Source organism: Stenotrophomonas sp. STEN018 (assembly GCF_056760235.1).
Map to the genome: position 1 here is coordinate 122,411 of NZ_JBRREK010000001.1, position 26,663 is coordinate 149,073.

A 26,663-nucleotide genomic window follows, 5' to 3' on the forward strand; every position below is an offset into this window, starting at 1 on the left:
TCAGGCTGCGTCGGCCAAGCGCCGTTGTGCGGCGATTGCGCTGAAGAAACGCGCACTGTGTTCAATCAGCAAGCGTCGTTCGCGATCGATGGTGATCATGTGATAGCTGTTGTCCAGAATCAGCAGTTCGCTTGGTCCGTTGATTCTGGCGGCGACCAGCTGGGCGTTTTTCAGGCTGGCGATGTCATCCTCTCGTGCATGCGCGATCAGGCAAGGTGCGGTGATCGCGGGCAGCAGCGGCTTGACCCAGGCGGAAAGCTGGTACATCTCGGCCAATGCCGGCCAAGGATTGCCCGCCAGCCCTGCGGCGGCACTGTCGCCGGCGAGCATGGAAGCGCTGACCTGGGCGCGGATGCGCTCATCACGCAGACCGTAAGGCGGTGCCTCCATGAACATGCGGTCGCGGCCGATGCCCATGCGCTTGAACCAAGGCAGCAGGAACGAGAGTTTTGCCATCCGCGGGATGTTCCAGCCGTCATAGCGGAAGGTCGCCCCATACACCCCCACGCCGCTCACCCACTCCGGGCGCTTGGCGGCCAATGCCAGGGCCAGCACGGCGCCCATCGACAGCCCGCCGACAAACAGATTGTCGACCTTGCCGCGCAAGGCATCGGCGGCTTGTTCCACGCCGGCATACCAGTCCTGCCAACGGGTGGCGATCAGTTCCTCAACGCTGCCGCAGTGACCTGGCAGCTGTATGCCGTGCACGGTGAAGCCAGCATTGGCCAAGCCCTTGCCAAGCAAGCGCATCTCCATTGGCGTGCCGGTCAAACCATGGATCAGCAGGATGCCGTCACGGCCGCCTTCGAAGTAAAACTCCTGTGCTGCTGGCATCGTCACGATTGCGCCTTCTATGTGGATGAGGCCAGCATCGCAAGCCGGGTTTTCCCCAACCTTTCACGGCGAGCTTCAGGTCATTGCGGCTTCAGCCTGGGGAGCAGAATCGAGACTCTCAGACCATGTGGCTTGCAGGGCTGGTACTGGATACGGCCATGCAGGTGCTCGATCGCCTCACGGGCAATGGCCAGGCCGAGGCCGGTTCCGTTCTGCTGCGTGCCGGGGGCGCGGAAAAAACGTTCGCCCAGCCGCGGCAGCAGGCCTTCGGCGACACCAGGGCCGTTGTCCTCCACGTACAGTTCGACCTCCGCGCCTGCGTCATTCAAGCCGACAGTGACGGTGCTTGAATTGCCGGCGTAGCGCAGCGCGTTGTCGATCAGGTTGTCCAGCACTTCCTGCAATGAAGGGGCGTGAGCGATGACCAGTAGTGGGCCAGTGCCAGCGGGGTGATAGCCCAGGTCAACGCCGCTGCGGATGGCTTCCGGCACCCGGCTGGCCACCCACTCTGGAACCAGGGCGGTCAGGTTCAACGGTTCCAGGTTTATCGGTGAGGTCTGGGCGCGGGTCATCGCCAGCAGCTGGGTGGATACACGCGCGGTGCGTTGGTTGAGCCGGCGTATGTGCTCCAACGCCTCATTGCGGCTGTTTTCGTTGGTTGCAGCCAAGGCTTGGTCGACATGCAGGCTGATGCCGGCCAATGGTGTGCGCAGCTGGTGCGCGGCATCGGCGACAAACCGATCCTGTGCTTCGATCATGCTTGCCAAGCGACCGAACAGACCGTCGATGGTTTCTATCAGCGGCAGGATCTCGCGGGGCACATCAGGCGTGGAAATAGGTGCGAGCTCACGGTTGCGGCTGGCCAGCCGGCGGGTCAGCGGATCGATGATCTTCAGGCCGTGATTTACTCCAAACCAGACCAAGGCCATGATGCACAGCGCCTGCAGCAACATCATCGGAATGGTGATCATCAGGATCTCCTGCGCGCGATGACGGCGATCGGCGAAGGTTTCTGCCACGGTCACTGCAAGGTGGTCGCCGGGATCAAGGCTGGTCTGAATGCAGGAGGTCGCCAAGCGTACTTTCTGGCCGTTCAAGTGGCCGCTGTATAGGACGGAACGCTGGTTGTTGCAGTCCTGCGATTTCGCCAACTGGCTGAAGTCGGCGTTGCTGCTCAATGTGCCGTGTTTGTGGCTGTCCACATTGAAGTAGCGGTGTCCATCGGGGTCGTACTCAAGCAGGAAGCGCGCCTGAGGTGACAGTTCGGTGCTGACCGGCATGGTCTTGAGCATCTGTGCGAAGGACTCGGTGTCCTCGGCCAGATTGCGGTCATGGATGCTGTTGGAATAGGACAGGGCGATGCGATAGGTCAATACGGCGTTGAACAACAGCAACGCCAGAATCGGCAGTGCCAAGAAAGCCAGCAGGCGCCGCCGCAGGCTGGGCCGCTGCTTCATCGCTCGACCTGCTCCACTTGTTCGAGCATGTAACCGAGGCCACGCACGGTGCGGATGCCCATGCCGCCGTTGTGCAGCTTGCGTCGCAGTCGGTGCAGGGCGATGTCCAGTCCGTTGTCGGTCAGTTCTTCATCCCAGTTGCATAGCGCTTCAATCAACTGTGCGCGGGAACTGATCTTGTCCGGACGCGCGGCCAGCGCAGACAGTAAACCGAACTCGCGGCCGGTCAGCTCCAGCGGTTGCTCGTCGATCCAGGCCCGATGGCCTGGCAGGTCCAGGCGCATGCGGCCGATGCGCAGCTCCGGGTTGCCTGCGCTGGTCACCCGACGCAGCTGCGCGCGCACCCGCGCGTCGAGTTCATCCACCGCAAAAGGTTTGACCAGATAGTCGTCTGCGCCCAGATCCAGGGTCTGGATGCGTTCCTGCAAGCCGTCGCGGGCGGTGATGACCAGTACCGGCATTTGCTTGCCACGCTGCCGCAGCCGTTGCAGTACCAACCGGCCGTCAACACTGGGCAGGCCGAGGTCCAGGATGAGCAGGTCGTACTCCGTGCTGGCAAGTGCAGCCTCAGCCTTGGCGCCATCGTTGGCGTGGTCCACCGCGTGCCCCTGTCGCTGTAGCGAGGCGCGCACGCCAGCGGCGATGTCGCTGTCATCTTCTGCAACCAGGATCCGCATTCCAACCGTCCTCCACATTCCATTGGGGGATGTTGCTGGAGCGACTGTTCAGACGCTGTCATCGCCATCCCGGCTTGGTTACTTCGGAGTATCGCCGACTCTGGCTTTCTACCTGCTTTCAAGGCGACGGGCCAGCACCGCTTCGCGGTGGGCGATATAGGCGTTTGCGGCAAGGATGATCAGGGCGCCGATCACGGTCCAACAGTCCAGTGTCTCCCCAAACAGCAGCCAACCCATCACCACCACCAAGGGCAGCTGGGTGAAGCTGATCGGGGTCAGTGCGGAGACTTCGCCCAGCTTCAGTGCCCGGGTCCAGAGCAGCTGGCCGAGTGTGCCCATCACGCCGGTAGCCACCAGCCAAAGCCAGGCGACGCCGGTTGGCCAGACCCAGACGAACAATGCCGGGATCAACGACAACGGCACCCAGAACACATAGGTGTAGAACACCACGGTGTCCGGGCTGTCGACGCGGGTGAGCTGTTTGATCTGGATCGCCACCAGCGCGCTGAGCACCGCCGCCATGACTGCGATCAGGCTGCCTAGTTCAAAGCTGTGCGCGCCTGGGCGCACGATCACCAGTACGCCAATGAAGCCGATGATCACCGCGGCCCAGCGGCGGAAGCGGACTTTCTCGCCCAGCCACAGCACTGCGGCGATGGTGACAAACAAGGGTGTGGAATAGGACAGGGAAATGGCCTGCGACAGCGGCAGGTGGCCGATGGCCCAGAAGCCGCACAGCATCGAGGCCAGGCCAATTGCACTGCGCAGGAAGTAGCGCGGCAACTGCTGGGTACGCAACGACGCATGGCCGGGTCGCAGCAACATCGGCAGCAGCGCCAGCAGGCCGAAGCTGTTGCGGAAGAACGCTACTTCCTGGGTGGGAACGTAGGCGGTGGCCAGGCGGATGGCGATGGCCATCAGGCCGAAGGCCATGGCGCTGCCGAACATCAGCCCGGCAGCGCGCATTGCGGTGGAACGGGGTGCAGCCAAGGCGATGTTCACCAGCGGGCGCCGACCAACCTGGGCTCGGGTTCAATCGGCACACCGAAGGTTTCCAGCACGGCCGCTGATACGCGTCGCGCAAAGGCCAGTAGCTCGGCGCCGGTGGCATTGCTGTGGTTGACCAACACCAGGGCGTGATTGGGTGAAACCCCGGCGTCACCGTCGCGTTGGCCCTTGAAGCCGGCTTTCTCGATCATCCATGCCGCCGATACCTTACGGTTGCTGTCGTCGCTGCCCGGGAACACGGGCAGTTCCGGATAGTGCTGCAGCAGCACGTTGATCTGCTCCAGCGGCAGGATCGGATTCTTGAAGAAGCTGCCGGCATTGCCGAGTACATCCGGGTCAGGCAGCTTGCGTTGACGGATGGCGATGACCGCATTGGCGACGTCGGCCGAGACCGGGAATTCAATTCCCATCGTCTGCAGCTCCTCACGGATGCCAGCGTAGTCCAGCTGCAGCTCGTGCAGCAGCGGCAGGCGGAACTCCACGGCGGTGATCAGGTAGCGATCAGCCTCGTGTTTGAACAGGCTGTCGCGGTAGCCGAAGCGGCAGGCTTCCTGGTCCAGTCGCACCCAGGCTTGTTCCTGCCGGTCCCAAGCCTCGACGACCTGGATGAACTCGCCGACCTGGGCGCCATAGGCGCCGATGTTCTGGATTGGCGCGGCACCGACGGTGCCGGGAATCAGTGCCAGGTTCTCCAGCCCGGACAGGCCCTCGTTCAAGGACCACATCACCAGTTCGTGCCAGATCACTCCGGCGCCGGCGCGGACGATGGTGTGATCGGCGCGGTGTTCCAGTGCGGTTATTTCGCGGTTGTCGAACACCAGTACGACATCTTCAGGATCGGCGGCCAGCAGCACATTGCTGCCGCTGCCAAGCACCAGCAGGTCTGCCTCGCCGATGGCGGCCAGCGCTTCAGGCAGGGCGATGGGGTCGGCGATACGCAGCATGCGCGGTGCATGGGCGTCGACATGGAAGGTGTTGAGGTGGCGCAGTGGAGCGTTCTCGGTCAGCGACCAAGCAGGGGCGGCATTCGTCATAGCGGTGCGACGGCGCCTCCCGACGGGGACTCGCGACGACGACGGATGGCGTTCACGCAGTCGCCGATCAGGCTTGGGCCCTGGAAGATCAGCCCGCTATAGCACTGCACCAGTGCTGCACCGGCTGCCATTTTGGCAACGGCGTCGGCGCCGGAACTGATGCCGCCGACACCGATCAAGGGCACCGACTCGGGCAGGCGCGCACGCAGGCGACGCAATACCAGGGTGGACTGGCCCAGCAGCGGTGCACCGGACAGGCCGCCAATTTCCTTGGATAGCGGATCGGCTTCGACGCCGGTGCGGGCGATGGTGGTGTTGGTGGCGATCACGCCATCCACGCCCAGTTCGCCAAGCACACGTGCCGCGGCATCGATGTCGCGATCACTCAGGTCCGGCGCCACCTTGACCAGCATCGGCACGCGCTTGCCGTGTTTGGCGGCCAGCTGCTCCTGCGCCTCGCGCAGGCCAGCAACCAAACGCCGCAGCGCCTGCTCTTCCTGCAGTTCGCGCAGGCCGGCGGTATTGGGCGAGGAGATGTTGACGGTGATGTAGTCGGCCAGCGGATAGACCTTTTCCATGCAGATCAGGTAGTCGGACAGCGCGTCTTCGTTGGGCGTGTCCTTGTTCTTGCCGATGTTGATGCCGAGCGGGCCCGCGCGATGCTTGACTGCCTCAACGTTCTTCACCAATGCATCCACACCAAGGTTGTTGAAACCCATGCGGTTGATGATGGCGTTGTGCCGCGGCAGGCGGAACAGGCGCGGCTTGGGGCTGCCTACCTGTGGCAGCGGGGTGACCGTGCCGATTTCCACGTAGCCAAAGCCAAGCGCAAACAGGGCTTCGATGTGCTCACCGTTCTTGTCCAGGCCAGCTGCCAGACCCACCGGATTTGGGAAGCTCAGGCCGAACGCCGTGGTGGGGAGTGGCTTGATGCGGCCGGCAATCAGCGGCGTGGTGCCGGTGCGCCAGGCAAGATCCAGCGCGGACAAGCCCAGGCCGTGCGCGCGCTCGGCATCAAGGGTGAACAAAAAAGGACGGGCAATGGAATACATAAGCTCAGTTCAGCGTGCCGACAAAGGCGCGGGTTTGGTACTCAAAGGCAACCTTGCCAGCGACCGCATGCGCATCGAACAGACGCTGCAGGGCCTCCAGCATGGGGGTATGACGTTCGTGGCCAGCTTGCGGTGCGTAAGAGGAGGACAGCAGCCGACCGCGCAGGCCGTCGTAGTCCAGGTGCTGCACGTTCGGCAGGTGGACCAAACCGCGCAGCCCTGCGCCGAACCATTCACGCATGGTCTGGTCGTCCTGGTAACGCTCGGCAACCTCGGTGTAGTCGGTGCCGTAGTCCAGCAGCAGTTGCTCGTAGCCGGCCAGGAACGGCGAGGCATCGAGCAGGCGCGAATTCCAGTACACCAAGGCCAAGCCGTCCGGGCGCAGGATGCGCTTCCATTCGCGGCGTACGGCGGTGGTGTCAAACCAATGGAACGCCTGCGCGGCAGCAACCAGATCAACGCTGTGGTCGGCCAAGGTGGTGGCCTCGGCGGTGCCTGCGATTGATTGGAACTGGGGGTGTTGTGGCAGTAACCACTGTTCGGCGGCGGCGCGCATTGCGGCATTGGGCTCCACTGCGATCAGCGGATGCCCGGCAGCCAGGAACAGCTCGCTGGAAATGCCGGTGCCGGCGCCGATATCGGCGACCAGGGCGGAGCGGGGCAGGCCGATATCGCGGTGCAGCCATTCCAGCAGCGTGGACGGATAGCCCGGGCGGTAGCGCACATAGTCCGCTACCCGGCTGCTGAAACGTTGGGTTGAATCGGATTGCCCCATGCCGGCCTCAGGAGTTCATCGCAGCAAGGCCAGCCAAGCCGCCGAAGAACACCAGGATGGCAATGAAGAAGATGATGCCGATCAGCCACAGCGCGGTAGCCAGCCAGCCCAGTACCAGCCCAGCCACGGCCAGGCCGTCGCCTTCCAGTTGGCCGTTGCTGCGGCGGATCTCGCCACGGGCCATATGGCCGAAGATGATGGCGCAGATGCTGCCGATGGCCGGTAACAGGGTCCAGCCGAGGATGCCGGCGACCAGGCTGATCACGGCGTAGCTGCTGGTCTGGCGGGGTGCAGGAATGCTCATCGGGAACTCCGTTTCAGCTGTAGAAAGCCCCCCTCCCGCAAGCGGGAGAGGGGTTGGGGTGAGGGTGGCTTTACAGCTCAACACTCTCCCACTTCAACACCCCGACCAAGGCCGGGGCAGACACGATCAAAGATCGAACTTGATGCCCTGGGCCAGCGGCAGCGAGTCGGAGTAGTTGATGGTGTTGGTCTGGCGACGCATATAGACCTTCCAGGCGTCAGAGCCGGACTCACGACCACCGCCGGTGTCCTTCTCGCCACCGAAGGCGCCACCGATCTCGGCACCGGAGGTGCCGATGTTGATGTTGGCGATGCCGCAGTCACTGCCAGCAGCCGACAGGAACTTCTCGGCAGTCTTCAGGTTCTCGGTGAAGATCGACGAGGACAGGCCCTGCGGCACACCATTCTGCATGTCGATGGCTTCGTCCAGATTGCTGTACTTCATCACGTACAGGATTGGCGCAAAGGTCTCGTGCTGGACGATTTCGTCGCTGTTCTTCAGGCCGGTGACGATCGCCGGCAGCACGAAGTTGCCAGCGCGGTCGATGGCGGTGCCGCCGGTTTCGATGGTGCCGCCGGCAGCCTTGGCCTTGGCGATGGAGCCGAGGAACTGCTGCACGGCTTCCGGGCTGTTCAACGGGCCCATCAGGTTTGCCGCATCGGTCGGGTCGCCGATCTTGCCTTCGACCTGCTTGTAGGCCTTGATCAGCGTGGCCAGCACATTGTCGTAGATCGATTCATGCACGATCAGACGGCGGGTGGTGGTGCAGCGCTGGCCGGCAGTGCCGACGGCCCCGAACACGATGCCCGGCACGGCCAGCTTCTGGTCGGCGGTCTCGTCCATGATGATGGCGTTGTTGCCGCCCAGTTCCAGCAGGCAGCGGCCCAGACGCTGGGCGACCTTCTGGTTGACGGCGCGGCCGACCTGGGTGGAACCGGTGAACGAGATCAGCGGCACGCGACGGTCGGCGACCATCTTTTCCGACAGCGCGGTGCCGGCATCGTTGATCAGGAAGAACAGATCCGGGAAGCCAGCGTCCTTGAGTGCGTCATTGCAGATTTTCATCGTCGCAATGGCGGTCAGCGGGGTCTTGTTGGACGGCTTCCAGATGCAGATATCGCCACAGATGGCGGCCAGGAACGCATTCCAAGCCCACACCGCAACCGGGAAGTTGAAGGCCGAGATGATGCCGACCAGACCCAGCGGGTGGTACTGCTCGTACATGCGGTGGCCGGGGCGCTCGGAATGCATGGTGTAGCCGTACAGCATGCGGCTCTGGCCCAGGGCGAAGTCGGCGATGTCGATCATCTCCTGCACTTCACCGTCGCCTTCCGGCTTGGACTTGCCCATTTCCAGGGCAACCAGCGAACCCAGTGCGTCCTTGTGCTTGCGCAATGCTTCACCGCACAGGCGCACGGCTTCGCCACGGCGCGGTGCCGGGGTGGTGCGCCATACCTTGTAGGCTTCCTGTGCGCGGGCGATGACGATTTCGTAATCAGCCTCGGTTGTCGCCTGGACCTCGGCGATCACTTCGCCGGTGGTCGGGTTCTGCGGCTGGAGGACGCCCGCGCCGGTGGCGGCGGACCATTCCCCGTTGCCCATGTAGGTGCCAGCGTTGGTGGCATCCAGAGCCAAGGCCTTGAGCAGCTCGGAAGACATTCAAACTCCTGTTTCTTAACGTGATTTTGGCGCCGTCGGAAACTGCGGGTGGGGGCGACGGAGTAAGTACCACATAGTATCAGAGTGAACCGATTTGCCCCGTGCCGCTTGGTCTGGCCAATGGGACAGGCTGTGCTGGCGCTACGGACTGTGCTGATGGCGGGCGTTGCCTCGGCCTTGACCGCAAACCCTGTCACTGGCGGCCGTTTTCGGCCATATTCGCCACCCTTGGTAGGGGTTTCCCCGGTTTGAACAGGATAGACAGATGAACGTGACGATTTCCGAAGGGGTAGTGGTTGGCAACAAGCTGCCTTTCGTGTTGTTTGGCGGGCTGAATGTGCTGGAGGATCTGGACTCCACCCTCTACGCCGCCGAGCGCTACGTGGAGGTCACCCGCAAGCTGGGTATCCCGTACGTGTTCAAGGCTTCCTTCGACAAGGCCAACCGCTCCTCGATCACGTCCTTCCGTGGCGTCGGCCTGGAAGAAGGGCTGCGGATCTTCGAGCAGGTCAAGCAGCGCTTCGGCGTGCCGGTGATCACCGATGTGCACGAAGTGGCGCAGGCTGCGCCGGTCGCAGAAGTGGTCGACGTGCTGCAGATCCCGGCCTTCCTGGCGCGGCAGACCGATCTGGTAACGGCGATTGCCCGTACTGGCCGCGTGGTCAACATCAAGAAGCCGCAGTTCCTCAGCCCGACCCAGATCAAGCACATCGTCAGCAAGATCCGTGAAGCCGGCAATGAGCAGATCATCCTGTGCGAACGCGGCGCCCAGTTCGGCTACGACAACCTGGTCGTGGACATGCTCGGCTTCCGCGAGATGATCGAAGCCACCGGCGGCTTGCCGGCGATCTTCGATGTCACCCACAGCCTGCAGCGTCGTGACGCCGGCAGCGAGGCCTCTGGTGGCCGCCGTCGCCAGGTGGTGGAGCTTGCTCGTGCGGGCATGGCAGTCGGCATCGCTGGCCTGTTCCTGGAAGCCCATCCGGATCCGGACAACGCGCGCTGTGATGGCCCCAGTGCGCTGCCGCTGGCTGTGCTGGAACCGTTCCTTGCTCAGATCAAGGCGCTGGACGATATGGTCAAGGCGTTCCCGGTGCTGGATATCGCCTGATCCAAGGCGAGACGGTGGCCGGCTGCCGAGGTGGCAGCCGGTTGTTTGGTCCCGGTTCGGGGGTGGTGCGTGGGCGACGGGCTCTTGTCGGCGGGCTGCGTGTCATTAAGCCGCGTGCTGGATGCCGCAGGCATCGGAGCACAGTATCGCGCGCGGCCTGAGTTCTGGTGGTGATGCTTGGAGTTGTGCATTGCCGAGCGCAGTCGCTCTGCAATGCATCCCAGCCCCGCAAATTCGGGCTAGTTCTGGCCCGGAAACCAGCTGGGTGGTGCGCGATGCCAGCGCCACGCGCTTTCGATGAGGGGAGCCAGCTCTGTCCATTGCGGCTGCCAACCGAGCTGCTCGCGCGCCTTCTTGCTGGACGCGACCAAGCTGGCGGGGTCACCGGCACGCCGTGGCGCGACCTCGTAAGGGATGGCCTTGCCAACGACGGATGCAGCGGCGGCAATCACTTCGCGCACGGAAAAACCTTGGCCATTACCAAGGTTGAAGGTGTGCGCGCCTTCGTGTTGATCCATGAAGTTCAAGGCCAGTGCATGTGCCTGAGCCAAGTCCTGCACGTGCACGTAGTCACGCACGCAGGTGCCGTCAACTGTGGCGTAGTCATCGCCAAAAATTTTCAGTGGTGGACCACCGGTCAGCGCGGCCCGCAATACGTTGGGAATGAGGTGGGTCTCGCAGGCATGCGCCTCGCCGATGCCATGCTCGGGCAGGGCGCCGGCTGCATTGAAGTAACGCAAGGCGACTGAGCGCAGACCGTAAGCGGTAGCAGCATCGGCAAAGAAGCGCTCGGCCATCAACTTGCTGGCGCCGTACGGATTGATTGGAGCTTTCGGATGGTCCTCATCTATGACGTCGTGGATGGGATTGCCGAAAACCGCCGCCGTCGAGGAGAACACCAACTTGTTCACATCGTGGCGACGCATCGCCTCAAGCAGGTTGAGCGTGCCGCTGACGTTATTGGCGTAGTACTCGTAGGGTTTGGCTACCGATTCGCCGACCAAGGAGCGGGCACAGAAGTGCATGACGGCGTCGAAGCGTTGGGCTTTGAAAGCGCGCTCCAACGAAGCAGGATCGAGCAAATCGGCGCGGATCAGCTCACTCCAATGAACGGCGCCGGCATGCCCGGTTGAGAGGTTGTCGAGTACGGTAACGGTGTGGCCGTGCTGAGCCAGCCATTGCGCCATGTGGCTGCCGATGTAGCCGGCGCCACCGCATAGAAGAATGTTGCTGCTCATTTCAGATGTCTTGGTCGATTGGTGGTGGGGCTATTGATAGAGGGGGCGGATACATGACGCCGGACCGATAAGTTCGGTCACTTTTCTCTATGTCAACGGAGGCAAATAGAGCAGGGTGGAGTATGTGGTCAGTGGTGGCCCGGTTCAATTGCCAGTGAGACCCGCAGTTTCGGGGGCAATCCAGCACGTCAACGATAGTCCCTGATGTGATCCATGCAGATGTTGCGTGGCGAGCAATATCCTCCCGAATCGTCAGGCGGGTCCCGCTCGCGGGTAGATCCAACACGCGCACAGCTTTCTGGAGGGGCATTTAATCAATCTCTAGAGTGAGTATCCCAAGGTGTGCTGGGAGCTCTTTGCTAGCAGAACAAGTGCACCGATCAGCAGGAAAAAGCCGATGAACGCGAAATTCTTGACCGTTTGGGAAACTCCCAGCCGCATTGCCACCAATGCGGCTTGCAGCGGCAGAACCAACAGCAAGTAGGGCATGTAGCGCTCAGAGAAGTCCGCGCTGTTGATCCCGAAAAGGACGAGAAACAGTAGCAGGATGGTGAACTTGTGCAAGGCTCGACTGATATTCCTGCTTGGGCGATCTATTGCCAGAAATGCTGCTGAGGACACTGTGCAGATCCAGAAATTGGCCGTTTTCCATATCGCTTCGATATGTGACTGGTGACCCTGCAGGAAATACAGCGTGAACTTGTCCGATATTCCAGGTATACCGAGCAAGTCAACAAGGTGGCCGAGGATCGACGATGAGAGCGTGGAAAGCGACAGCGCCACAATCGGCAGGGCCAGATAGATCCCATCCCGATCGAACATGCGCAGGGCGAACAGCGGGGCAGCGAGAAAAATGATTGATGACCAGTGCAACCCGATCGCTACCGCGATCAGCACGCTGGCGCGAAGAAATTGCCGTTCGAAGAACAGGAACAGCCCCAGCGCCCCAATCGGCGTCGCCAGCGCCTGACGCATGATGTTGCCGGTGTAGACGAGGAAGAATGTAAGAAAGGCCAGAGCGAATATGCCGCTGTGGATTCCCGATGGCCTTGCGGCCTTTCTATAGAATAGTGCAGCTAGAACAAATACAAAAAAGTAGTTGGCGACAAGCCATGCGCGCGGCGAAAGAAAATGGTGCAACACACTCTGTAGGGGCCACCACAGTATCTCGGTGTTGCCGTAAATGAGCGCGCCGACGCGCCATGAGTCTGCGATGTCATCCAGCTGGGTGTACGTGCTGATGTATCCGACCGTGTCGTTGCCTGCATCCAGTGGCCTCATTGCCACTAAGATGAAGCCATAGAAGAAAATCGGAAGTGCCAGCAGCAGGAACAACGGCGCGCTGCGTTGGCCGCCCTCCTTGCATGCGTAGACGGGCGATTTTCCAGTGCAGAGGCAGAGCAGCAGTGCTCCGAAAGCCACAGGCATGCATATGAGTGCGAGTTCCTCGGCGCTCATCGGGTTGCCGCCACCGGTCGGGGGCATTCCGAAAGGCCATATGCGGCGAGAAGCCCCGCGGCAAAACGCTCGATGGAGAAACGACTTCGGGCCTCCGCGATGGCTGCATGTGCTAGCGCATGCAACGCTAGCTCGTTCCGGATGATGCGGTCGATTAAGTCCAAGGCCTCGGTGGCGCCATCGAACAGCAACCCGGTACGGTTGTGGTCAATGACATCCACGTTACCCGCGCAACGAGTAGCGAGTACAGGAACGCCACAGGCCATGGCTTCAATAACGGAGACCGGCAATCCTTCCCATCGCGCGGTTGAGAGATACAGGGCGCTGGATCGCAGCTGTCCTGATATCTGCTGTCTCGGTTTCCAGCCGGTGACAGTAACGCCTGCGCTCCGCAGCTCGGAAGCCAAGGCGGCGTCGCCGTCGCCTATCCACAAGAATTCAACCGGCAAGTCTCTGTGCTGACAGCCACGGGCGATCTCTGCAAAGAGCCATGGGTCTTTCTGCGCGCGGACACCCCCAACCGTAACTATGGTCAATGCCAGAACTGTCGTTGTGGAAGCATGGAGTGGGTCTGGTGCACCTTCGGAGAAGGCGAAGTCAACTGCGTTCTCAAGTAGTAGAGCGTCCTTTCCAAGCCACTTCCGGATTTCGTTCTTCTCACTGACGGAGCAGGCCAAGTAGGTGCAGTCCGTGATGCAGGCCACACGCTCCAGCATGGCAAAGCCATATCTGCGCAGGGTGATGTCCTGCCGCATCATCGAAATGCAGTGTGGGCTGTAGAAAATGCGCGTCCTGAAGGGCAGCGCAAACGCCGATACCCTGCCTACAAAGCCAGCGAACGAGGAATGAAGGTGGATGACATCCGGTCGGATTTCCAACAGCAATCGACGTAGCTGCAATGTCGCTGGAGCGGCAGCCAGGCCGGACAGTGACATTGCATGCAGTGTCACTGATCCACGAAACATTTCCTTCAGACTGACCGGAGTTTCGGGACGTGGCGAATACACGACGTGCACCTGCAGGCCGGCATCGACCAGAAGATTGGCGCTGGCGCAGACCATCGACAACGTACCGGTTGCTGTTGCTTCAACCACATGAACAACGACTTTCATTGTCTGCTCGTCGTACATTCAGTGAGCGAGCGCATGTCGTGGAGGGGTGGGTCAAGCGTGAAGGGAGAAGCCCCGTTCGGATAACCGCTGAGCAGCTGGTCGATGGCACGCTCGATAAGTGCCGGGTCGGGCTGGGTGAGTAGCACGATGAATGACGCGTCGCCAAGCCAGGTGTCGATCAAATGCTGGACCTTGCCGTTGTTGTTGTTCAGAGCAATGCACGGTGTGCCGGTGATGGCACAGAAAATGACACCATGCAGGCGGTCGGTGATGACCATCCTGGAGGCGGCATAGGTCTTCCAGATCTCCCGCACTGGCTGATGACGATCGGCCAAGGTGTGGTGCAAGTTGTCGATGTTGGTGTCGTGGAAGATCATTTCCATGCCTTTTGCAGCGGCCAGCTGCTCGATGGCTGATATCTGCCCCGCGTCAAGGCTGGATTCGTTGTCCCGGCGAATCGACAGAGTGATCCTCGCCTTGCGGGAGAGGCTGGCCTGCATTGGCGGCAGCAACAGCACGATGTCCGGCCATAGCAGGATGCGATTGGCAGGAAATGACTTATTCATTTGATCGAAACTGGGTTTGTCGCGCGCTATCAAGGTGAGCAAGGGGTGCCGGTTGTAGATCCGCACTGATTGATCGAGGCAGAGCGCCCCAGAACGGGTAGGTTCGAAGAACACCGACTGTGGGAAAACGATGATTCTGGTCCGCGCGAACTTCCGTATCAGGAACCTGCGCTGTAGTTCGGCTTCTCGGTAGATCGTTCCAAAGTTCCCGCCCCCGGTCAGAAAAACGACGTCTTCCGCTGCAATGCACTTTGCAACTTCACGGGCTGCCTCGTAGGTCAGGCCATGGGGTATTTCGACAATGGCGTAATCCGGAAGCTGGCGTTCCAGGAACGAGCGTTGAGCGATGCCGATCGCCAGATCTCCAAGGTTGCCAAGATCAGGCACCATGAATACGAAAGCGGTTTTTCCCTTGCGCTGGATGCTGTCCATTCCGCGTAATGGCTTGAAACGATGTCGCAGTTGGTTCACGGCCGCCCATGGGATCAAGCTCTTTCCGCCGCCGTGCAGGGCCAGCTCCAATCCAAGCAGTAGTAGGGTCAGGCGATTGCGAATGAGAAATACGTAGAGCCTGCCTTTCAATCCAAGCCCTTGGGACGATGGCCTGCAGGTGTTGTCAGTTGCGGCCAACAGCGCGCTGGTCCGGACATATTTCCTGTGGAGGCCGATGGACGTATCCGCTACGACAGACTTGACCCGCCATTTCGTGTCCATGTAATTGTTCAGTACCGGATCGAAACTCACGCAACCATCTCCGTCTTCGGGCCAAGAACCAGCCGGTTGCGCAGGAAGATCATCAGTGGCGCTGGCAACGATCCGGCGACCACGGACTTCGCGATATACAGATAGTCGAGAAGGCCTGCGCCCAGTCGCGGGTAGTAGGCAAGCCTTACCTTGATCTCCCCCATCCTGTTGCGCAGCCTGCGTTTTTGGTAATCAGCAGGGTTGACCCGGTAGTTGAGTAGAATTTCATCGAGGATGTAGATGCGTTTTTGTGCGATCGTCAACTTGCACCAAAGGGCGAGGTCCTCTGCGCGATGGTGGTCGTCGTACAACCCAGTCGCGACTATTTCGCTGCGACGGAACATGACCGAGGGATGGACAGGAACATCGCCACGCATGAGGTTGGATGCGCTCTTTTCGCCTGGACTACCCAGTAGTCTCCCAACTTTATTTTTATCGGAAAACTCAACTGCCAGCGACCCGATCACGGTAAATTCGGGGTGCGCAACCATGAAGTCATGCAGCTTTTCCAGCCGATTCTGTGCCGCGATATCATCCGTGTCCATTCGCGCGATGTACTCTGATCTCGCGCTGCGAACAGCAGAGTTCAGGGAATACACCAACCCCCGGTTGCCATCGTTGCGCAGGATGCGGATGCGCGGATCGCCGAAGCTGGCAGCAATCGCCGGCAGGTCATTGCATCCGCCATCATCGACGATCAGCAACTCGAAATCCTGCAAGGTCTGATCCAGCATGCTCTGGATCGACTGCGCGAGGTAGATGGGGTCTGTATTGAATTCGGCCATCACTACCGAAACGGCTGGTGGGGACATCTGTACTCCTGGAGTTTCGCATTCGATTTGCGCGGCTGGGGTGCGCGAGTGGTTCATTGGAATATCTCCCGCCTGCGGACAAATACGAGCAGCGAGAACAGCACCAGCACGCACAACTCGGTGATGACGGTGGACACTGCCGCACCAGTTGCGCCGTGGGTGGGGATCAGGACTAGGTTGCAGGCCACGCAGACCAAGGCGCAGAGTGCTTTCATCCGTACTCGAGTCATGATTTGCTGACCAGTGGTGAGTACCGCACCTATGCTTGTACTTAGAAACCGTAAAGGAACACATGCAGCCAGGATCAGCAAGACTGCTTCGGCAGCCTTGAATGCCTCCCCATATGCGATCTGCACGATGTCGTGCGAAGCCAAAAAAATGACGATGGCGCCAGCCATTCCTGCAAGCCCCATGCCTGCCATGCCAAGCTTGAAGACATGCAGTAGCTGGGTCTTATCGTGATGCGCCCAGCGATGGAGCTTGGCGAGCAGGAACTTCGTGTAGAGCACCGTTGGTAGAAGATAGACGGCATTCAGTATGTTGAAAGCCGCAAAGAACAGGCCGGCGGCCCGTTCGTCAGCCAGCTGTAACAGCAGTATGTTGCTGCATTGGAAATACGTGATGTACAAGAGGCTGTCGGCACAGAAAGGCCATGCAGCCTTCAATGTTTTCAAAGTGTTCGGTGAATCGCGACTGGTGCCTATCTGTCCTGGTTCCGCATGGCCCTGCAGATCAATTTTTCCCTTGGCCATGCTGCGGATGTGCAGGTATGCAACTACGATAACGGCACAAGCAACCACCGAATAGATGATCGACACCTGTACCAGCAGGTCTCCCGAATGAAGATTCAGAACAACAAGAACGATGATCAGTCGGGCCGCGTGATGTGCCGCCTGCCACAACGACAGCAACAGGAATCGCTCCTCAAGCTGCAGCTTGGCTGCCACCAATTCGACAGCTGCGAATCCGACTACGCTTGGTATGAGGCAGTACAGGGCAAGTGCGCTGCGTTCGTTGGACGCGGTTAACGCCGTCAATAGCACTAGAGCGAGAACGGTCACGGTCGAGGTCAGCGACAGGAGTCTGAGCGATCCCGGCATCCACCTCAGTGCGAGCTGACCTTCTTTGCCGAATGCGCTCAACCAGAAAGTCTGTAGGCCGACGCCTGCGAGCTGGGATAGCAGAATGCATTGTGCCAGGCCACTGCTGAAGGTTCCGTAGTCGTTGGGCCCTAGATGTCTACCCAATGCCGTCTGGGTCAGAAAGGCCAAGCCCGCGCCTGCTAGTGCGCCACTCCAGAGAAGCATGATCTGGAGCATTGAGCGTATGCCTTTGCTATGCCGAGATAAGCTTTCCGTGGACGTGACATCATCGGCACAACGGAGCTGCTGGCTGGCAATTGTGGGCGCTGTAAGGGGCTTCACGGTCATTATTGAACTGCGACTTAGTACGGCTATTTCGAAGCGATTATGTTTCGATGAATTAGTGCTTGCTGCAGTATTGCCCGAGTACTATCTGCGGCTAGTACGCGTTCTTGTCTACGAATCCCTTGAAGAAGGTCAGTAGTACGATCTTGATGTCGAACCAAAGTGACCAGTTCTCGATATAGAACAGATCGCACTCGATGCGCTTGTGCAGGTCGGTGGAGCCGCGCCAGCCGTTGACCTGGGCCCAGCCGGTGATCCCGGCCTTGACCATGTGCTTCTTCATGTATGACGGGATTTCGTGCTTGAACTTGTGCACGAATACGGGGCGCTCAGGTCGAGGGCCGACAATGGACATGTCGCCTAGTAGTACGTTCAAGAATTGCGGCAGTTCGTCCAGGCTGGTCTTTCGCAGGAACGCGCCAACTTTGGTGGCGCGGCTCTCCCCGGCCTTGGCCCATACCGCACCGGTACTGGTCTCTGCATCCACTGGCATCGATCGGAACTTGAGCATCTGAAAGGTACTGTTGTTCCAGCTCATGCGCTCCTGACGGTAGAACACCGGGCCGGGCGAGCTCAACTTCACAGCGATGGCGATTCCCACCATCAGGGGGGAAATCATCAGCAGGATGAAGGTGGCCAAAAGTCGGTCTTCCAGCGCCTTTAGTACGCGAGCGTTACCTTGCAATGGCGTCTGCTGCAGGTTGATCACCGGCAGGCCCGCGAGTTGCTCGATGGAATGGTTGAGCAGGTGGAAGCCGAACATGTCGGGAACGAACTTGATGTCGACAGTCGAGTGCTGCAGTTGATTCAACGCCAAGGTGATCTGCGCTTCGTCGCGCATCGGCAGCGCAATCCATACTTGATCGATGGCATTGCTCTCAACGTACCGGCCCAGGTCGTTCAGCGTGCCCAGTAGCGCCGTTGAGCTATCGATCACACAACGATCGGAACGCGTGGAGAACCAGCCATTGATGCTTACGCCGGCCCAACTGTTATCGCGCAACGTGGTAATGATTTTCTGTGTGTCGGGCGTGGCACCGACGATTACCGCGGTACGCAAATCATTGCCGCGCGCGCGCGCCCATGCGGCGGTTGCTCGGATCAGAAGGCGCAGGAGAAACACCGACGCCAAGCTCAGGAGGAGCCAACTCTTTACCCAAGCGGTTGTCTGGGCGTCGCCGACTTTGATCGCGCCAACATAGGCGAGCAGGCAGCCAAAGATAACTGCCCATTTGAGCAGGATCTGCATCAACTCAGCGAGCAGGCTGCGCCCGCGCCAGCTGGAGTAGAGCGAAGACATGCTGAGCACGAGAAGGGCAAGCAACATCGTGATCGCGATCAATCGCCAGTAATTCACTGACAACTGCAGGTCATCGAATTGCAGCTTATAAGCGGCCAGTGCGGTCGCGAGGAGAAGCAATGGGTCGCTGATTTTGAGAATCATCCCAAAAGTGGCGGCAAGCCGTCCGGAAGGGGCTCTCCATTGCTCATGATGGGGGTGTCGGCGTGCGATCCACATGGGATTTCTTCTTTCTTCCTTGGGCGAAGCACTCGCTTAAAACGGCGCTACCACTGGCGACAGGCTTGGTGTGCGGGGATTTCCGATCGATCGCAAACTTAAAGTTTCATCTGCTCTCGTATGGTATCAGTTTGTTTCAGTCGGTACACTTGCATGGCGGCAGATCCTGCAGCGATGCAAAGCGAGTGCGCTGTGGTCGCGCTGGCGTGGTTTCAGTGGTGATCTGCAGTCGTCGTTGGGCGTCACGCCTGAAGTAATTCGGGTGAAGGCGCTTTGGCCTGCGTCGTGCATCGATGCGATGTATGCAGCAGCGCTGCATCCCGTCATTGAAGGCCTGAGGTCCGTACGTGTTCAAGAAGCTGTTAGTTGTCTGCGTCGGCAACATCTGTCGCAGCCCCACCGCCGAGATTTTGCTTCGCCATCGCCTGCATGGGCGGGAAGGCGTCGAAGTGGCTTCGGCGGGTTTGCATGCATTGGCCGGCTATCCAATTGACCAAACTGCTGCAGCCTTGCTGCGTGAGCATGGTCACGATCCCTGCGCGCATCAGGCCAGGCAGGCGACGCCGTCAATGCTGGGTGCGGCTGATCTGATCCTGGTCATGGAGCGCACCCACCTTGCGCAGATTGCGCGCGAGGTACCTCAGGTCAGCGGAAAGACGTTCCTGCTGGGGCGCTGGGACGACATCGAAGTGCCCGATCCGTATCGGCAGCAGCGCATCGCCTTTGAGCATGTCTATGGGCTGATGGAGCAATGCGTTGCGCGTTGGGCCAATTACATCACCTAGCCGCTTTGCAGCGGCAGCGTCACTATCAGAACGGAAGTCATGGAAAAGGAAAATCGGGTACGAGCGGCACGGCAGGATGATGAGATCGATCTGCGCGAGATGCTCGGTGTTGTCTACGACCGCAAGTGGTTGATCGTCGGGATCACGGCGCTTTTCGCCATAGTCAGCGTGGCCTATGTGATGCTTGCTGCGCCGGTGTATCAGGCGCAGGCAATGATTCAGGTCGAATCGAAGGTGCCCGCCATACCGGGTTTGTCGGATCTGACTTCGTTGACGGGCGGTGGCAGCACTGCTGCGACTACCGAGGTGGCACTGCTGACTTCGCGCACGGTTGTGGGTACTGCGGTCGATCGCTTGCAGCTGGATGTCTCGGTGGTGCCGCGAAGGTTTCCGCTGTTTGGCGGATACGTTGCCAGACTCTTCCAGGGTCGCTGGCCGGATGAGCTGGCCAGTCCGGTTATGGGCCTCTCCAGCTATGGCTGGGGTGGTGAGACACTGACCATCCACCGTCTCGATGTGCCAGTTGGCCTGCTCAATCAAACCCTGAGCCTGGTTGCCGGCCCCAGCCAAGGCAGCTTCGAACTGCTTGGAGCAGACGGCAACGAAGTGCTGCAAGGTGTAGTTGGTATGCCTGCGGAAGCGTCCGGAATCAAGCTGGAAGTGGCAGAGCTGCGCGCGAACCCTGGCATGCGTTTTTACCTTGAAAAACAACGCCGGCTGGATGTGGTGGTTGATCTGCAGAAAGACATCAAGGTCGCCGAGCAGGGTAAGGATTCCGGCATCCTGAAGCTCGCTTATGAAGGGAATGACGCGCTGGCTGCCGAGGCGTTGCTGCAGAGCGTGGCTGAGATCTATGTCCGCCACAATGTTGAACGTAGTTCAGCAGAAGCAGCGTCTCAGCTGCAGTTTGTGAAAGACCAGCTGCCAACGGTGCGCAGGCAGGTCGAAGCCGCGCAGGAAGCGATGGCAGCCTACCAGTCCCGCTCAAATGCGGTAGACATCACCATGCAGACCAAGGGCCTGCTGGAGCAGGAGGTGGCGGTCGAATCCAGCATTCAGCAGTTGCGCTTGAAGCAGGCTGAGCTGGATCGTACGTTTACCCGCGAGCACCCGGCCTATCGAGCACTGTTGAAACAGATCGGCGGCCTGCAGGCGCGCAAGGACAGCTTTCGCAATGAGGTCAGCGCGTTGCCGGATACGCAGCAGGAACTGCTGCGCTTCACCCGCGATCTGACCGTCAGCAACGAGTTGTACACCGCGTTATTGAATCAAGCCCAGCAGCTTGATGTGGCGCGCGCAGGCTCGGTGGGAAACGTTCGGATCGTTGATGCGGCGGTTGCGGACATGAACGACCCGGTGAAGCCGAAGAAAGCAGTCGTGGTTCTTGCGATGACCTTGCTGGGCGGTTTGCTGTCTACCGCCTGGGTATTCGGGCTGCGCATGCTGAACCCAGGGATCGAAGATCCTGCCGCTATCGAAGAGCTGGGATTGCCGGTATACGCGGCTATTCCGCTGAGTAATTCGGCCAGCCTGTTGCAATCGAGCAAGCTCCGTCGTGGAAAGCGCAAGTCGGTTGGCGTGAGCACTGGTTCGCACCTTCTGGCAATGACGGCACCGGCGGATCTTGCGGTGGAGGCACTGCGCAGTCTGCGCACGAGTCTGCATTTCGCGATGATGGAGGCAAAGAATAATGTCCTGCTCGTGTCGGGTCCGCGGCCCGGCATCGGCAAGACCTTTGTCGCAGCAAACCTTGCGGCGGTGATCGCGCAAGCCGGGCAGCGAGTGTTGGTCATCGATGCGGATATGCGTCGCGGCACGTTGCACAAAGTGCTGGACGTCGGTCACGGCCACGGCCTGTCGGGTCTTTTGGCAGGGAGGGTCAGCGCAAGCGAGGCGGTCAATGCCATGCCCGGGCTCGAGAACATGCACTACATCGCCCGTGGCGAGGTGCCGCCGAGTCCTTCAGAGTTGCTGATGCATCCTCGTTTCGCGCAGGTGCTGGAGGAACTACGCCGGGACTACGATCTGGTGATCATCGATACGCCGCCGATTCTTGCAGTGACTGATGCGGTGATCGTTGCTAAGCACGCTGGTTCGACGCTGATGGTCACCCGCTTTGGGGTCAATCATCCAAAGGAAATTCTGTTGGCGATGAAGTGCTTTGAGCAGAATGGCGTGCAGGTAAAGGGTGCCATCTTCAACGCAGTGGAGAAGCGTAGGACCGGTTACTACAGCTACGGTTACTACGACTACGCGCCGGACAAAAGTTGAATGAATCATGTTTCCGGGGCGCCGTAGCGCCCCGGATGCGAACAAGCCGGGTGCTGGATGCAACCGGCGCATGTTTTCAGTCGCGCAATGCGTCCGGGTTCTTGAAGAAGGCGTCCATGCCGCGTTCGGCGGTCATCTGGTAGAGCATGTAGCTGCGGTTCAAACGCGCGCCGCCATCGCGACTCAACGGGCTCCAACTGAGGTTGGCGCGGGTCCGGGTGGAGCGCGGCAGCATCAGGTCGAATGGCACTGATACGTAGATGCCCTTGTCGAAGCTACCTTCGCCAAACGCGTGCGAGGAAACATCGGTCTTGGTCGCATACGCGCCCATGCTGGCGCCGTTGTCGAATATGCGGTTCAAGGCCAGGGTGGCACCCCAATCCTTGGCAAGGTAACGCCCGGCGCTCAGCGTCGCCACTACCTTGCGCGTGTCGCCCCATACGTAGTACAGGCTGGCATGACCTGTAGTGACGCTGTAGTCGCGGAAGCGCAGACGCTGGTCGAAATCGCGTTGTTTGACCGCGTTGAAATCGGCACCCAATGCCCACCGGCTCAGCAATGGCCGATACAGCAGCTCGCCACCGATGCCGCCATACATGGACTCGAACAGACCGGCATAGCCCATGGCATACAGGTTGGGTGCGATCTGGGCGGTTGCGGTGAGTTGCAGAGTGGGCAGGGTCGCATCGGCCGAGGTCAGATACTGCCGCACATCAGTACGTACCCGCGGTAGTTCGCTCGGGGCATCGTAGCGGAACTTGTCATAATTGTTGTATAGGTTGTAGTTCAGTGCGCCACTCAACCAGAGGTTGTGGGTGAGGCGGAGCTCGGCACTGTAGCTGCCGGCTACCTGAAACAGGATGAAGTTATCCGGGCCGCCCAGGGATTGCTGGTAGTCGAGATTGAACGTGCCTTCGAAGCGTCGCAACGGTGCCTCGTACAAGGTATGTCGATAGGCGCGCGTGGGCGCGGTCATGTCGATGTCGAGTGCGCTCGCAGTCACACGATGGTCGCTAAACTGCTGGAATCTGGCACGCTCTATGCTGGTCTCGATCAGGGGCATGCCCAGTCGGCTGTTCTGCACGCTGAGCCAGCGGATGTCCTCAGGTACGCCCTGGTTGAGGATGCGGCTGGCTCGGCCGAAAGCGATGGCGGGTTCCAGATAGCGTCGCTGTTCACCGCTGACGATGAGCTCGGGTCCACGGCGCGTGATGCTGCTGACGCGCAGGCCTGCGTTTTCTTCAAGTTGTCTGGACAATGCTGCCCAGTCTGTTGGCGCTGGGGCTGCGTGCGTGCTGTCTTGATCGCTGGATGCGGTTTTTCTTGGCTTGCCGATGATCGGTGCAGGGTCGAGTGATTTCGATGCGGGATGTGCGGTGGCCAGATTTCCGTGCAGGGTGAGCCCGAACGCTGGCTTGTTGCCGCGTTCCCAGGCCAGCTGAAACTGCAGGTTTTCATTCAGTGCATACGCCGCGCCGACGTTCAGTGGCAGCCGTTGGCGCTGATGGTTGCGTTGCGGCTCATTGCGGTAGTCGTTGCCCTCGTACTCAAGCTTTAGCTGCAGTGGTTCCCATGGGGTCTGGTAAGCAATACCTGCAAACACACCGACCGGGCCACGGAACATGCCGGAGGTATTCAGCTCGCCTGCTTCGTTGGAGTGATTCGGCCGAGTCTGGAAGCGGTCATCGATCAGCTTCAGTGGGTTGCTGAAGTCGCCGCGGTTGCCGATGTAGCCGGTGGCAAAACCCAAGCTGGCATCAAACGGGCCAAACCGCTTGTTGGCAACCAGGTACTCGCTGGAGAACAGGCCGGTTCCACCGATGTCCCGCGCGCCGAGGGCTACCTCGGGTCGCCACCGACCCTCCTGCAGCAGGCGCACTTTCAGATCGATGGATTTATCTTTGTAGTTCTGCTTGCCACTCAGTGAGGCATGCCCATAGCGGCGATTGGCAATGGAGATGTAGCGGAAGGATCCCTCCAGCCACGGCATGGGCTGCAGGCTGACCGTGTAGCGGCTGTAGGGGGAAGTGTGGCTTGCGGTGATGCTTACTTCGCCTTCCGCGGTCATACGGGCGGTTGGTGTCTGCATCAGGCCCACGCCGCCCCAATCACTGGCGCCCGCTGCCGGCGCTTGCTGCGCGTGGAGTTCAGCGCTGATGCACAGGCACAGGACGCTGACGCTGATGGGCATCAGCGATTGGCGGAGGAGGTGGTTCACGGGATTTTTCCGGGTGCAGGCAGTAGCTGGGTGGAAAGGAAGCGTGCGGTATCCTCGTTGAAATCAGGCGCGGTCTTGCGCACTACCGTGTTGGCCAGAGGGACGAAGATGATCGCGCCAGGGGCCAGGCTGGAGGACGGCCCACGGTTCCATGATGCGATACCGATTTTTTCGACATGCCCGTCGGGCTGGATGATATGAATGTAATCAGCGCTGGCAGCAGACGCCATTGGGCAGTGCGGCAGGTAGGCGGCCGGAGGCTGCTGCGCGATGTGCGCAAGCGTGCAGTCCTTCCGCACTGCGCCGGTGACCGTGATCGTATCGGGGCGCGCGGGATAGAACAGGTGATCGCCCGCTTGGGCGGGTAAATCGGATGGGCGTGTTGCCTCAAGCGCGCGAGGATTCAAAAGATTGGCTACGCGGCCGGTAACGGGCAGGCTGGCGATCCAGCGCGACATCTGTTGAACATTGGCTGCAATAGCTGGCTTGCTTTCAGTATGTGCAGCCAGCTGTTCAAGGTCGAACAGTAAGCCTGCTTTCAATCGGGTCTGCTCGAGACGCTGCTGCTCACGCAGGAGTGCTGCACCCAGGAGGTAAGCGTCCGCGGTCGGAGCTGCGCTCAGGGCGAGGTGACTCAAGCGGCTGCCGGGCGGCAGCTGATGGCGGCCGGGATTGTGCACACTGCCAGATGCCTCTGCCGGCACGGCACGCGCGGTTGCTGCCAGCAACAGCAGTGATATGAGTACGAATGCACGCATCATCGCTTACCAAGGTCACCGGCGAACGGCTTGAGTTGAATGATTTCCAATGAGGCATCGGGTGCGATGGCCTGCACACTCTTCCAGATGAAGCCGCTGCCGGGATCCACCCAGTAGTGATTGGTTGCCACCCAGTTCTTGCCCCGTAGCGATTCCTGCACGTGTAGCAGGCTTCGGGTTCTGCCGAGAATGCTCAGCGACTCGTGGCCAAGTGGCTGCAACGTGCCGGTGGCTGTCATCCCATAGCGATAGCCCGGCATCACGTCGTAGCGGCGCTGCACAATGGTTCCCGGCAGGACATTGCGTAGATCGGTGAAGGGGTTGCTGCCCAAGACCGACATGCCACGCAACTCGGGCGCGCCGCCATGGGTGGCGACGATCAGGCCTTGCTGCAGGAAGACGATGTTCTCATCGCGGCTGTACCAGGCCTGGCGTTCGCCATCGATGTTGCCCAATACCAGAATTGCGCCGCCTTCGCTGCCGGTAACTTTGATCTGCGCAAAGCGGCTGGCGGCAACGCTATCTGCATCCACGGCGATATCGGGCTTGCCGCGAATGATGATGCCTACACTTTTCAGGCTGGCTTGGGCTACTGCGCCGCAACCTGCCAGCAGCAGGCCGAGAACTGGTGTTGCGATGGTTGTAAGCAGGCCGAGCATTCGCGGTCCGGCAACAGCGGCATCCTTGCGCTTCATGATGGGTCTCAGTTGCTGTCCAGGTCGTTGCGTGCGCTGGCTGCATTGCTGATGATGGCGGTGAAAGGCAGCAGCTGGTTCACGAAGCGGCTCCAGCGGGTAACGCCGGCGGCTCCGACAAACACCACGTCGCCGGGGTACAGCTCGAATTGGCTGGCGATCGCGAATGCGGCCGGTGATTTAGCTTGAAGGTGGAAGACCTGTGACGGCATGTTCTGCAGGTCGCTGGAACCGCGGATCACATAAATGGCGTTGCCGTTGGAGGTGGTCTGGATCAAGCCGCGCGCACGCCCAAGTGCCTGGCTCAGCGAAATCTGCCCGGTTCTGAAGCTCATTGCACCGGGTTGATTGACCTCGCCGACAACGAAGACTTCCTTGCGATCCAGATACGGAACGTGGATCTGATCGTCGGCCTTCAAGAAGATATTGGTGTTGCCTCCAGTGCGACCCATGAGCTCCAGATCGATCGTGTAGCTGACCCCATCGCGGCTGAGGCGCACGCTGGAAAGATCTGCTTGGACGGGGTCCAGGCCGGATTGGCTGATAGCATCACTCAAGGTCAACGGCGCGACGGTGAGCGGAATGGTTGCCGCCTGGCGGGCGGCGCCGGTAACCCAGACGCGTTGACTGGCATAGCTCAGCATGGACACATCAACCTGCGGTGCTTCGATATAGCGCGCCAGCTTGGTGGTGAGTTCCTCGCGCAGTTCGCTTGGCGTCTTGCCAGCTGCGCTCACTTTGCCGATATAGGGGTAGAACAGTGCGCCATCGGACTGCACCAGGCGGCCGGCCGCATTGAGTTGCTGCTGTGGGCCTGCCGGCACGGTGAGTTCGGGGTGGTCCCATACCGTGATGTAGAGCATGTCGCCGGCGCCGATCCGATAAGGACCTGGTTGGTAGCCGACCAGCGCTGCCGGCAGTGCGCCAGCATTGCGCGTGGCACGTTCCATTGCGATCAGCTTGGGGGTGATCGGCAGCAGCTCGATCTGGCCGTCGCCTACTGACTGGGCGGCGTGCGCGAACGCGTTGCTGCGCAGGTGCTGGCCGGGTGCCAATGCGCAGCCAGAGAGTAACAACGCGAGCGCCAAGGGGGCCACAAGACGCTTGCAGTTCATTTCGTATTCCTGGCCCGGGCGGGCTATATGCACC

At 60.4% G+C, this 26,663-nt stretch carries 23 protein-coding genes; 3 read left to right on the forward strand and 20 right to left on the reverse strand.

Annotation, left to right across the window (positions count from 1 at the left end; genetic code table 11):
* The 9 genes from ACVOMB_RS00615 to amaB form a co-directional block, all read right to left on the reverse strand.
* Positions 1–834: an alpha/beta hydrolase gene (locus ACVOMB_RS00615; protein ID WP_481529550.1), complete on the reverse strand. Its 834-nt coding sequence runs from the start codon at positions 832–834 to the stop codon at positions 1–3.
* A gap of 80 nt (positions 835–914) precedes the next feature.
* The gene (locus ACVOMB_RS00620) at positions 915–2,291 is read right to left on the reverse strand and encodes a sensor histidine kinase (protein WP_481529456.1); all 1,377 of its coding nucleotides are present in this window, start codon (positions 2,289–2,291) and stop codon (positions 915–917) included.
* On the reverse strand, positions 2,288–2,968 hold the full coding sequence (locus tag ACVOMB_RS00625) for a response regulator (protein WP_481529457.1): 681 nt from the start codon (positions 2,966–2,968) through the stop codon (positions 2,288–2,290). Before ACVOMB_RS00625 ends, ACVOMB_RS00620 begins: the two co-directional genes overlap by 4 nt.
* A 108-nt stretch (positions 2,969–3,076) precedes the next feature.
* A complete protein-coding gene (locus ACVOMB_RS00630) occupies positions 3,077–3,934 on the reverse strand; it encodes a DMT family transporter (RefSeq protein WP_481529551.1) in 858 nt (285 codons plus the stop codon).
* A 32-nt stretch (positions 3,935–3,966) separates the two neighbouring features.
* Positions 3,967–5,010, reverse strand: a complete 1,044-nt coding sequence (gene murB, locus ACVOMB_RS00635; RefSeq protein ID WP_481529458.1) for a UDP-N-acetylmuramate dehydrogenase — start codon at positions 5,008–5,010, stop codon at positions 3,967–3,969.
* Positions 5,007–6,062 (reverse strand): quinone-dependent dihydroorotate dehydrogenase, encoded by a 1,056-nt coding sequence (locus ACVOMB_RS00640; protein WP_481529459.1) that lies wholly within the window; start codon positions 6,060–6,062, stop codon positions 5,007–5,009. The genes murB and ACVOMB_RS00640 overlap by 4 nt, the downstream gene beginning before the upstream one ends.
* Before the next feature lie 4 nt (positions 6,063–6,066).
* Positions 6,067–6,837, reverse strand: a complete 771-nt coding sequence (locus ACVOMB_RS00645) for a class I SAM-dependent methyltransferase (RefSeq protein WP_481529460.1) — start codon at positions 6,835–6,837, stop codon at positions 6,067–6,069.
* A gap of 7 nt (positions 6,838–6,844) precedes the next feature.
* Positions 6,845–7,141: a DUF4190 domain-containing protein gene (locus tag ACVOMB_RS00650; protein WP_481513284.1), complete on the reverse strand. Its 297-nt coding sequence runs from the start codon at positions 7,139–7,141 to the stop codon at positions 6,845–6,847.
* 126 nt (positions 7,142–7,267) lie between these two features.
* On the reverse strand, positions 7,268–8,800 hold the full coding sequence (gene amaB / locus ACVOMB_RS00655; RefSeq protein WP_481529461.1) for an L-piperidine-6-carboxylate dehydrogenase: 1,533 nt from the start codon (positions 8,798–8,800) through the stop codon (positions 7,268–7,270).
* A 265-nt stretch (positions 8,801–9,065) separates the two neighbouring features.
* On the opposite strand from amaB, the gene kdsA reads away from it, so the two are divergent.
* Positions 9,066–9,911, forward strand: a complete 846-nt coding sequence (kdsA, locus tag ACVOMB_RS00660; RefSeq protein ID WP_481529462.1) for a 3-deoxy-8-phosphooctulonate synthase — start codon at positions 9,066–9,068, stop codon at positions 9,909–9,911.
* 239 nt (positions 9,912–10,150) lie between these two features.
* On the opposite strand, the gene galE is transcribed toward kdsA, so the two are convergent.
* The 7 genes from galE to ACVOMB_RS00695 all read right to left on the reverse strand — a co-directional run bounded on the left by galE (position 10,151) and on the right by ACVOMB_RS00695 (position 18,787).
* The gene (galE, locus tag ACVOMB_RS00665) at positions 10,151–11,149 is read right to left on the reverse strand and encodes a UDP-glucose 4-epimerase GalE (RefSeq protein ID WP_481529463.1); all 999 of its coding nucleotides are present in this window, start codon (positions 11,147–11,149) and stop codon (positions 10,151–10,153) included.
* Between the two features lie 321 nt (positions 11,150–11,470).
* Entirely contained in the window at positions 11,471–12,607 is a 1,137-nt protein-coding gene (locus ACVOMB_RS00670; protein ID WP_481529464.1) for an EpsG family protein, read from the reverse strand.
* A complete protein-coding gene (locus ACVOMB_RS00675) occupies positions 12,604–13,719 on the reverse strand; it encodes a glycosyltransferase (RefSeq protein WP_481529465.1) in 1,116 nt (371 codons plus the stop codon). Before ACVOMB_RS00675 ends, ACVOMB_RS00670 begins: the two co-directional genes overlap by 4 nt.
* Positions 13,716–15,029, reverse strand: a complete 1,314-nt coding sequence (locus ACVOMB_RS00680; RefSeq protein ID WP_481529466.1) for a polysaccharide pyruvyl transferase family protein — start codon at positions 15,027–15,029, stop codon at positions 13,716–13,718. Before ACVOMB_RS00680 ends, ACVOMB_RS00675 begins: the two co-directional genes overlap by 4 nt.
* Complete coding sequence (locus tag ACVOMB_RS00685) at positions 15,026–15,841, reverse strand: glycosyltransferase (RefSeq protein ID WP_481529467.1); 816 nt, start codon at positions 15,839–15,841, stop codon at positions 15,026–15,028. The genes ACVOMB_RS00680 and ACVOMB_RS00685 overlap by 4 nt, the downstream gene beginning before the upstream one ends.
* Positions 15,842–15,894: 53 nt before the next feature.
* Positions 15,895–17,271, reverse strand: a complete 1,377-nt coding sequence (locus tag ACVOMB_RS00690; RefSeq protein ID WP_481529468.1) for an oligosaccharide flippase family protein — start codon at positions 17,269–17,271, stop codon at positions 15,895–15,897.
* Between the two features lie 91 nt (positions 17,272–17,362).
* Positions 17,363–18,787, reverse strand: a complete 1,425-nt coding sequence (locus ACVOMB_RS00695; RefSeq protein ID WP_481529469.1) for an undecaprenyl-phosphate glucose phosphotransferase — start codon at positions 18,785–18,787, stop codon at positions 17,363–17,365.
* Positions 18,788–19,134: 347 nt separating this feature from the next.
* Between ACVOMB_RS00695 and ACVOMB_RS00700 the strand changes: the two genes are divergently transcribed.
* Both ACVOMB_RS00700 and ACVOMB_RS00705 read left to right on the forward strand, forming a co-directional pair.
* A complete protein-coding gene (locus tag ACVOMB_RS00700) occupies positions 19,135–19,572 on the forward strand; it encodes a low molecular weight protein-tyrosine-phosphatase (RefSeq protein WP_481529470.1) in 438 nt (145 codons plus the stop codon).
* A gap of 39 nt (positions 19,573–19,611) precedes the next feature.
* Positions 19,612–21,843 (forward strand): polysaccharide biosynthesis tyrosine autokinase, encoded by a 2,232-nt coding sequence (locus ACVOMB_RS00705; RefSeq protein ID WP_481529471.1) that lies wholly within the window; start codon positions 19,612–19,614, stop codon positions 21,841–21,843.
* A gap of 76 nt (positions 21,844–21,919) precedes the next feature.
* On the opposite strand, the gene ACVOMB_RS00710 is transcribed toward ACVOMB_RS00705, so the two are convergent.
* Genes ACVOMB_RS00710 through ACVOMB_RS00725 form a run of 4 tightly spaced genes read right to left on the reverse strand, consistent with a single transcriptional unit; the run spans position 21,920 to position 26,629 of the window.
* Entirely contained in the window at positions 21,920–24,061 is a 2,142-nt protein-coding gene (locus ACVOMB_RS00710; protein WP_481529472.1) for a YjbH domain-containing protein, read from the reverse strand.
* Positions 24,058–24,819, reverse strand: coding sequence for a capsule biosynthesis GfcC family protein (locus ACVOMB_RS00715; protein WP_481529473.1), 762 nt, complete (start codon positions 24,817–24,819; stop codon positions 24,058–24,060). Before ACVOMB_RS00715 ends, ACVOMB_RS00710 begins: the two co-directional genes overlap by 4 nt.
* The gene (locus tag ACVOMB_RS00720) at positions 24,819–25,514 is read right to left on the reverse strand and encodes a YjbF family lipoprotein (protein WP_481529474.1); all 696 of its coding nucleotides are present in this window, start codon (positions 25,512–25,514) and stop codon (positions 24,819–24,821) included. Before ACVOMB_RS00720 ends, ACVOMB_RS00715 begins: the two co-directional genes overlap by 1 nt.
* An 8-nt stretch (positions 25,515–25,522) precedes the next feature.
* Complete coding sequence (locus ACVOMB_RS00725) at positions 25,523–26,629, reverse strand: polysaccharide biosynthesis/export family protein (RefSeq protein WP_481529475.1); 1,107 nt, start codon at positions 26,627–26,629, stop codon at positions 25,523–25,525.
* Positions 26,630–26,663 lie beyond the last annotated feature (34 nt).

What these genes read in the sequence shown, in the direction of transcription:
- ACVOMB_RS00615 (WP_481529550.1), bottom strand. Translation starts at nt 834, where the DNA reads ATGCCAGCAGCACAGGAGTTTTACTTCGAAGGCGGCCGTGACGGCATC.
- ACVOMB_RS00620 (WP_481529456.1), bottom strand. Translation starts at nt 2,291, where the DNA reads ATGAAGCAGCGGCCCAGCCTGCGGCGGCGCCTGCTGGCTTTCTTGGCA.
- ACVOMB_RS00625 (WP_481529457.1), bottom strand. Translation starts at nt 2,968, where the DNA reads ATGCGGATCCTGGTTGCAGAAGATGACAGCGACATCGCCGCTGGCGTG.
- ACVOMB_RS00630 (WP_481529551.1), bottom strand. Translation starts at nt 3,934, where the DNA reads ATGCGCGCTGCCGGGCTGATGTTCGGCAGCGCCATGGCCTTCGGCCTG.
- murB (WP_481529458.1), bottom strand. Translation starts at nt 5,010, where the DNA reads ATGACGAATGCCGCCCCTGCTTGGTCGCTGACCGAGAACGCTCCACTG.
- ACVOMB_RS00640 (WP_481529459.1), bottom strand. Translation starts at nt 6,062, where the DNA reads ATGTATTCCATTGCCCGTCCTTTTTTGTTCACCCTTGATGCCGAGCGC.
- ACVOMB_RS00645 (WP_481529460.1), bottom strand. Translation starts at nt 6,837, where the DNA reads ATGGGGCAATCCGATTCAACCCAACGTTTCAGCAGCCGGGTAGCGGAC.
- ACVOMB_RS00650 (WP_481513284.1), bottom strand. Translation starts at nt 7,141, where the DNA reads ATGAGCATTCCTGCACCCCGCCAGACCAGCAGCTACGCCGTGATCAGC.
- amaB (WP_481529461.1), bottom strand. Translation starts at nt 8,800, where the DNA reads ATGTCTTCCGAGCTGCTCAAGGCCTTGGCTCTGGATGCCACCAACGCT.
- kdsA (WP_481529462.1), top strand. Translation starts at nt 9,066, where the DNA reads ATGAACGTGACGATTTCCGAAGGGGTAGTGGTTGGCAACAAGCTGCCT.
- galE (WP_481529463.1), bottom strand. Translation starts at nt 11,149, where the DNA reads ATGAGCAGCAACATTCTTCTATGCGGTGGCGCCGGCTACATCGGCAGC.
- ACVOMB_RS00670 (WP_481529464.1), bottom strand. Translation starts at nt 12,607, where the DNA reads ATGAGCGCCGAGGAACTCGCACTCATATGCATGCCTGTGGCTTTCGGA.
- ACVOMB_RS00675 (WP_481529465.1), bottom strand. Translation starts at nt 13,719, where the DNA reads ATGAAAGTCGTTGTTCATGTGGTTGAAGCAACAGCAACCGGTACGTTG.
- ACVOMB_RS00685 (WP_481529467.1), bottom strand. Translation starts at nt 15,841, where the DNA reads ATGTCCCCACCAGCCGTTTCGGTAGTGATGGCCGAATTCAATACAGAC.
- ACVOMB_RS00690 (WP_481529468.1), bottom strand. Translation starts at nt 17,271, where the DNA reads ATGACCGTGAAGCCCCTTACAGCGCCCACAATTGCCAGCCAGCAGCTC.
- ACVOMB_RS00695 (WP_481529469.1), bottom strand. Translation starts at nt 18,787, where the DNA reads ATGTGGATCGCACGCCGACACCCCCATCATGAGCAATGGAGAGCCCCT.
- ACVOMB_RS00705 (WP_481529471.1), top strand. Translation starts at nt 19,612, where the DNA reads ATGGAAAAGGAAAATCGGGTACGAGCGGCACGGCAGGATGATGAGATC.
- ACVOMB_RS00715 (WP_481529473.1), bottom strand. Translation starts at nt 24,819, where the DNA reads ATGCGTGCATTCGTACTCATATCACTGCTGTTGCTGGCAGCAACCGCG.
- ACVOMB_RS00720 (WP_481529474.1), bottom strand. Translation starts at nt 25,514, where the DNA reads ATGAAGCGCAAGGATGCCGCTGTTGCCGGACCGCGAATGCTCGGCCTG.
- ACVOMB_RS00725 (WP_481529475.1), bottom strand. Translation starts at nt 26,629, where the DNA reads ATGAACTGCAAGCGTCTTGTGGCCCCCTTGGCGCTCGCGTTGTTACTC.